The organism is Gemmatimonadota bacterium (genome assembly GCA_026706345.1).
Taxonomy (GTDB): Bacteria; JAAXHH01; JAAXHH01; order JAAXHH01; family JAAXHH01; genus JAAXHH01.
On record JAPOYX010000012.1, the window covers coordinates 11,656 to 18,109 of the forward strand.

The following is a 6,454-nucleotide window of genomic DNA, read 5'->3' on the forward strand; positions in this document are numbered from 1 at the left end:
TATCAATAAATCCGCTGCCCGTAGCGATGTCGAATCGGGAGGGTAGTCCATACATTACGTTTTATTTCTTCATATCAGCCGGCGGACCGTCGCTGTTCGTTGTATCGGCATTGTACCTCAAGTATCCACGCACTTCATCTACCTTGGTTTCAACCCGATCCAGCGAGAATCTTACCTCTTTAAGGTCTTCTCTGATCTCCCTTCTCAACCCCGATGTTTCGGCCCCAATTTCACTGATAGATACGTGCAGGTACGTTAACAGGGCGATAAAAGCAAGAATCCCGGAGAATATGGCGCCATTGCGTTGGAACCAGGATAACTCAGCCATACCTTCTTCCTCGTTTTAATAAGGTAGTAGTCAAAACAACAACTGCAGCAAACCCGCGATTACATCAATCTGGCGGAAGTCGGAGCAGGATCTTCTCGACGGAATCCTGAATGCTGCTGATTGATTCTTTGATTTCCGCGAGCGTGTTTTCGACCGACGCTTTGAATGTATTGGTTCTGCCGATCCATATCCCGATGCTGACAAGACTACCTATCGCGCCTAAGAGTACTGCGTAAGTGACTGGATTTTCCCCCATGACGTACCCCGATTGTGTGAAACGTAAGAGCGCTTGATGACTTCGATCTCCGGCGTGCTCCCTCAAACACCGGTCCATAACGACGCGTCATATTCCATCGTGTTCAGGCGACCATCCGCATGTGGGACCGAGTTTACAATCGCAGCAATGGACCTTCCTCGGACGGATGTCGCGGTCCTAGCGTTCGTCGTGTCGGATCGGGAAGCAGATCCAGTTCTTCCAGGACGATCTGGCCAACAAGCGCCTCCGCGCCTTCATCAACCACTACGCAACTGGTGAACATGCCACGGTCCCCGATACGGACGGAAAGTGGACCGGCGATGGGCAGATCGCTCTTTGCTCCGTTGGCCATGGTGAAGGGCGCCTTACGTATCACGCCGATACCGAGTTGGTCCACCACGTTCTTCGGGAGCGTCAACATCATCGCGCCCGTATCCACAATGGCCCGGACGGTGATCCGCCGGACATCGTTTTCCTCGAGGTGGCCCGTCTTGACCAACTCGTGGTCTACGGCGTTCTCCAATTCGACTTCAGCGATGATTTCGCCCATGCTACCCACCCTTCGGTGTCGATTCGTTATGAGATGTAGGAAACCCGTCTCGCCTTGCTTTCAATCCGGGAGGCAATCAACCCGATCAACGGCGGCCGTTCATCTCTCGCAGCGCTTCCTTGATCTCCTTGATGTCAGATTCAACCCCGTCAAACCGTCCCTTGATATCCTTAACGTCCGTTTCCACACGGCCAAGGCGATCCTGGACATCCTTAACGTCCGTCTCTACACGGCCAAGGCGATCCCGGACATCCTTGACGTCTGTCTCTACACGGCCAAGGCGATCCCGGACATCCTTAACGTCCGTCTCTACACGGCCAAGGCGATCCCGGACATCCTTGACGTCTGTCTCTACACGGCCAAGGCGATCCCGGACATCCTTAACGTCCGTCTCTACACGGCCAAGGCGATCCCGGACATCCTTGACGTCCGTCTCTACACGGCCAAGGCGCACCTGGGCATCCTTAACATCCGTCCTCAATGATCGTACATCATCCGTAAGAACACCAATACAAAGCAATATCTGTTCTTCCGTGTTCGTATCCGAGATACCATCCACTGAAACCACCTCCTTTTACGCCTCATTAAAACGATTGGCCCACGGCATACACGAACGGTACATGAACGGAAACCGGCCATGATGCAAATTCTGCGCGGCAGAACTAACGTCCTATAGGATTAGTCTGTATTGGGAGGGTTATATCGTGGTTTATTTCGACTTAATCTACCACCGATAGAAGAAAAACCGCATCCGCGCCGCAACCGGTGCTTCGGGATAGCGGCCATTTGACGATAGAAATTCGCCGGTCGAAGGGCAGAACGTCATCCGGTGGATTGGACGTTGCGACGGCTTGTGGTGCCGTCGTTCTGATCCCGACGACCCTACCTACCAGTTACCAGCCCGCGGGATTGTCCTGCCAGGTGCGGCCGATGTAGTCGAAGAAGGTGATAATGAGGAGGATGAGCAGCCAGAAGATGGCGGCGGCGGCGGCGAGCTTGGTCTGGCCGGGGCTGAACTTCAGGTGCATGAAGTACAGGATGACCAGGATGGCCTTGACGCTGGCGATGGCCATGGCCACGACCGTGTTGAAGATGCTCAGGTCCACGGTGGCCACCCACACGGTCACCGCGGTGAGGACCAGCAGTGCCGCGAAGATGGTCAGGTAGTTGGCCGAAGTGGCGATGTGGGGGCCGTGGTGATCCCCGTGTCCGCCTTCGGCTTGATGGCCGTGTTCTGCGTGTTCAGTCATGATATGGTTCCTATACGGCCAGTCCGCCGATGAGGTACAGCAGCGGGAAGAGGAAGATCCATACAAGGTCGACAAAGTGCCAGTACAGGCCGAAGTTCTCGATCGGCGCATAGTACTCGGTGCTGAACTTGTCCTGCCAGACGCGGATCAGCAGCCAGACGATGAGCACGAGCCCGATGAGGACGTGCAGGCCGTGGGTTCCGGTCATGCAGAAGTAGAAGCCGTAAAACAACTGAATGGTCTGCCCGTCGCCCGCGCCGGTCCACAGGAAATTGTACCCCGGAATCAAGCCGTCATGCAGCTTGTGGGAGTACTCGATGTACTTGTTCACCATGAACACGAGGCCGAGCACGAGGGTCAGCACAAGAAAGATGAGAATGTGGTTCTTCTTGCCGAGCTGGGCCGCCCGGACGGCGAAGGCCATGGTGACGCTGCTGGTGATCAGGGCGACTGTGTTCAGGCCGCCAAGGAAGACGTCGAGATTCTGGCTGCCGATGACGAAGGAATCGTAGTATTCGCTCCGGTAGATCGAATACCCCAGGAAGAACCCGCCGAAGAACATGACTTCCGTCAGGAGAAACAGCCACATCCCCAGGCTCGCGGCATCGTTCTGCTGATCCATGTCGTCGAACTGGTGACGCATGTAATGGGGATGTGCTTCGTGTACATCGTGGCCGTGGGCGGCCGCTTCCGTACTGGCTGACACCATCTTACTCCTTCACAGGTTGACTGCGCGTTGACTGCATGCGCATCATGACGCGCCCGCTTACTGTCCCTGCGGACTGCGCGCACGGACTACGCGTGTTCGTGCTCTTCCTCTTCCTCGTGCACCGGGTTCTCGATCACCTCGCCGTAATCGTACGGCTCCTCCTCCACGATCGGCGTGGTCGGGAAATTGTGTTCCGGCGGCGGCGATGAAAGGATCCATTCCAGTCCCGTGGCCCGCCAGGGATTGGGACCGGCGATCTTGCCGTTCTTCAGCGACCAGAGCAGGTAGATCACGGGCACGATGAAGGCCACGGCCAGGACGGTGGCGCCGGCCGAAGACATGATGTTCAGCAGCTGCCACTCCTCCGGGTAGACGTGGTAACGCCGCGGCATGCCGAGATAGCCCACGATGAACTGGGGGAAGAACGTCATGTTGAACCCGGCGAAGATCAGAAAGGCGGCCAGACGCGACCACCCTTCCGGGTACATGCGGCCGGAGATCTTGGGCCACCAGAAGTGCAGCGCCGCCATGAAGGCCGTCACCGCGCCGCCCACCATGACATAGTGGAAGTGGGCAACCACGAAGTACGTATCGTGCATGTGAATGTCCAGCCCCATGATGGCCAGGAACACGCCGGTGAGCCCGCCTATGGAAAAGAGCCCGATGAAACCCAGGGCGTAGAGCATGGGGGCGTCATAGGACACCGAACCCTTGTAGATGGTCGCCATCCAGTTGAACACCTTGATCGCCGACGGCACCGCTACCAGCATGGTGATAAAGGAAAAGACCATGCCGGCGTAGATCGACTGGCCGCTCACGAAGAGGTGGTGTCCCCAGACGAAGAAGCCCAGGACCGCGATCGAGACGCTGGACATGGCGATGAATTCGTATCCGAAGATCCGCTTCCGGCTGAAGGCGGCGATGACCTCGGAGATGACCCCCATGCCGGGCAGGATCATGATATACACGGCCGGATGGGAGTAGAACCAGAACAGGTGCTGGAACAGGACCGGGTCGCCGCCGAGAGCGGGATCGAAGATGCCGATGTGCAACCCGCGCTCGACCATCATCAGCGCCAGCGTGATGGCGATGACCGGCGTGCCCAGGACCATGATCAGGCTCGTGGCGTACATGCCCCAGACGAAGAGGGGCATCTTGAACCAGGTGATGCCCGGCGCCCGCATTTTATGGATGGTCACCATGAAGTTCAGCCCGGTCAGGATGGAGGAGAATCCGGCGATGAAGGCCGCCATCCCCGCCAGGATCACGTTGCTGTTGGAATAGGTGCTGCTGAAGGGCGTGTAAAAGGTCCACCCGGTATCCACGCCGCCGAGCAGGGTGGTCAGCACGCCGAAAGTCCCGCCGAAGATGAAGAGATACCAGCTCATCAGGTTCAGCTTCGGGAAGGCCACGTCCTTCGCCCCGATCATGAGGGGCATGATGAAGTTCCCGAACACGGCCGGTATAGACGGGATCAGGAAGAAGAAGATCATGACGATGCCGTGCATGGAGAAGGCCACGTTGTACTGGTCCGCTTCCATGAGATCCGCTTCGGGTGTAGCCAGTTCCAGCCGGATCAGGCTGGCGAAGGTGCCCCCGATCAGGAAGAAGAAGGTGATCGAGAACAGATACAGCAGCCCCACGCGCTTGTGGTCCATCGTCAGCAGCCAGGACTTGATCGTATAAGCGGCGTTCAGGAAGTGGTCGCGGGGCATCCGGTGTTCGGCAGCCCCCTGCTGTGCTATCGTGCTCATTGGGCGCCCTCCGTACTCGGTAGTGACTTAATGTAGGAAATCAGATTGAAGATGTTGGTCTCCGTGATCTGACCCTGGTAGGTCGGCATGATGGACGGATAGCCGGATACGAGCCGGACCCGGGGATTGACGATGGATTCCCGGATATAGGCTTCGTCGATCAGGATGCGCTCGCCGCTGGCGAGGACTTCCTCCGTGCCGAATTTACCGTTCAGGGACGGCCCACGGGCCCCGGCCTGGTCGCTGTGGCACGTATCGCAGTTCAGTTGCGAGAAAAGCCGCGCCCCGGCCTCCTCCGGCGTCTCGTCGGACACGCCGCCGCCCAGCCAGTTCTGGTAGTCTTCCGGTTCCATGGCATATACGCTTCCGACCATCATCGAGTGTTCGGTACCGCAGTATTCGGCGCAGAACAGGTGATACTTGCCGGGCTTCGTCGCCTCGAAGGTCAGCGAAGTGTACCGCCCGGGAATCACGTCGTTCTTCACCCGGAACGCCGGGATGAAGAAACTGTGAATGACGTCCTCGGACGCCATGGTCAGCTTCACCGGCGTGTTGATCGGCACGTGCATTTCGTTGATTTCGCGCTGGCCCGTCGGATGCTGTACGTGCCACATCCACTGCTTGCCGACCACGTAGTACTCCATGGCGCCGTCCGGGATCTGGTACACCCTGAAGAAGAGCCAGACACCCCAGGCGAACATGATCAGCATGAGGACGAGCGGAATCGCCGACCAGGTGATTTCAAGTCCCAGGTGGCCGTGGGTCTGGGACTCCGCCTGCTGGTCCTCGGTCCGACGCCGGTACTTCATGGCGAAGAGAAAGATCAGGACGCAGATCAGGGCCATGAAGAAAATGCTGACGGCCACTACGAAAAAATACAGCAGATCAACGTCGAAGGCAAAGGTTGATGCGATCTCGGGATGCAGTTGAAATTGGTTGTTCATACGCTCACTTTACGGTTTAGCCGGTTACCCTTCTACCCCGCCTTCTTTCCTCGCCCGCCGCCTGCGGCGGTCCCGTTTGAACATGACGACCATGAAGGAACCCATGGCCAGCAGCGTGACCAGCCCGGCGACGCGCATCGCGTTCATGATGGCGACCCCGTATCTGCCCTGTTCGGGGTCGTAATTGAAACAGTACAGCATGATCTGGTCGAACACGGTGCCCAGTTTTTCCTCGGAAGATTCGATGAGGGCCAGCCGGATGTCTTCCGACGGGTATTCGATCCCGAAGAAGTAGTGGGAAACCGTGCCCTGCGGGCTGACGATCATGATGGCGCTGCCGTGGACGAACTGCCCTTCGGTTTCGTCGTAGACATAGCTGAAGCCAACGGATTCCGTAAGCGCGTCGATGGCCTGCGCTTCGCCCGTCAGGAAATGCCAGCCTTCCTTCGTTCCGGGCCGCCCGTAGCGCTGCGTGTAGACCGCTTTCTTCTGCGACGCGAGCGTCGGGGTTTCCCTCGGGTCGAAACTGACGGTCACGACCTCGAATTCCTCACCGATACTGTAGTCCAGCGGCGCCAGGCTCCGGTTGAGCCCGTTGAGTACTTCCGTGCACAGCATGGGGCAATCGTAATAGACCAGTGTCAGGATGACCGGCTTGTCCCC

The 6,454-nt window shown here is 57.8% G+C and carries 8 protein-coding genes; 1 reads left to right on the forward strand and 7 read right to left on the reverse strand.

Going from position 1 to position 6,454, the window contains the following annotated elements:
* Nucleotides 1–61: 61 nt before the first annotated feature.
* Both OXG98_00925 and OXG98_00930 read right to left on the reverse strand, forming a co-directional pair.
* Complete coding sequence (locus tag OXG98_00925; GenBank protein MCY3770575.1) at nucleotides 62–328, reverse strand: hypothetical protein; 267 nt, start codon at nucleotides 326–328, stop codon at nucleotides 62–64.
* A 389-nt stretch (nucleotides 329–717) separates the two neighbouring features.
* On the reverse strand, nucleotides 718–1,134 hold the full coding sequence (locus tag OXG98_00930) for an aspartyl protease family protein (protein MCY3770576.1): 417 nt from the start codon (nucleotides 1,132–1,134) through the stop codon (nucleotides 718–720).
* Between the two features lie 28 nt (nucleotides 1,135–1,162).
* On the opposite strand from OXG98_00930, the gene OXG98_00935 reads away from it, so the two are divergent.
* Nucleotides 1,163–1,618, forward strand: a complete 456-nt coding sequence (locus OXG98_00935) for a hypothetical protein (protein MCY3770577.1) — start codon at nucleotides 1,163–1,165, stop codon at nucleotides 1,616–1,618.
* A 409-nt stretch (nucleotides 1,619–2,027) separates the two neighbouring features.
* Here OXG98_00935 and OXG98_00940 read toward each other — a convergent pair whose 3' ends face one another.
* From OXG98_00940 to OXG98_00960, 5 genes are all read right to left on the reverse strand, one after another.
* On the reverse strand, nucleotides 2,028–2,384 hold the full coding sequence (locus OXG98_00940) for a cytochrome C oxidase subunit IV family protein (GenBank protein MCY3770578.1): 357 nt from the start codon (nucleotides 2,382–2,384) through the stop codon (nucleotides 2,028–2,030).
* Nucleotides 2,385–2,394: 10 nt separating this feature from the next.
* On the reverse strand, nucleotides 2,395–3,093 hold the full coding sequence (locus OXG98_00945) for a cytochrome c oxidase subunit 3 family protein (GenBank protein ID MCY3770579.1): 699 nt from the start codon (nucleotides 3,091–3,093) through the stop codon (nucleotides 2,395–2,397).
* Nucleotides 3,094–3,179: 86 nt separating this feature from the next.
* On the reverse strand, nucleotides 3,180–4,808 hold the full coding sequence (gene ctaD / locus OXG98_00950; protein ID MCY3770580.1) for a cytochrome c oxidase subunit I: 1,629 nt from the start codon (nucleotides 4,806–4,808) through the stop codon (nucleotides 3,180–3,182).
* A gap of 35 nt (nucleotides 4,809–4,843) precedes the next feature.
* Complete coding sequence (gene coxB, locus OXG98_00955; GenBank protein MCY3770581.1) at nucleotides 4,844–5,791, reverse strand: cytochrome c oxidase subunit II; 948 nt, start codon at nucleotides 5,789–5,791, stop codon at nucleotides 4,844–4,846.
* Between the two features lie 24 nt (nucleotides 5,792–5,815).
* On the reverse strand, nucleotides 5,816–6,454 hold a 639-nt coding region (locus OXG98_00960), incomplete at its 5' end, for an SCO family protein (protein ID MCY3770582.1).

Coding starts and splice junctions, on each gene's coding strand:
- OXG98_00925 (MCY3770575.1), bottom strand. CDS start 328: ATGGCTGAGTTATCCTGGTTCCAACGCAATGGCGCCATATTCTCCGGG.
- OXG98_00930 (MCY3770576.1), bottom strand. CDS start 1,134: ATGGGCGAAATCATCGCTGAAGTCGAATTGGAGAACGCCGTAGACCAC.
- OXG98_00935 (MCY3770577.1), top strand. CDS start 1,163: ATGAGATGTAGGAAACCCGTCTCGCCTTGCTTTCAATCCGGGAGGCAA.
- OXG98_00940 (MCY3770578.1), bottom strand. CDS start 2,384: ATGACTGAACACGCAGAACACGGCCATCAAGCCGAAGGCGGACACGGG.
- OXG98_00945 (MCY3770579.1), bottom strand. CDS start 3,093: ATGGTGTCAGCCAGTACGGAAGCGGCCGCCCACGGCCACGATGTACAC.
- ctaD (MCY3770580.1), bottom strand. CDS start 4,808: ATGCCCCGCGACCACTTCCTGAACGCCGCTTATACGATCAAGTCCTGG.
- coxB (MCY3770581.1), bottom strand. CDS start 5,791: ATGAACAACCAATTTCAACTGCATCCCGAGATCGCATCAACCTTTGCC.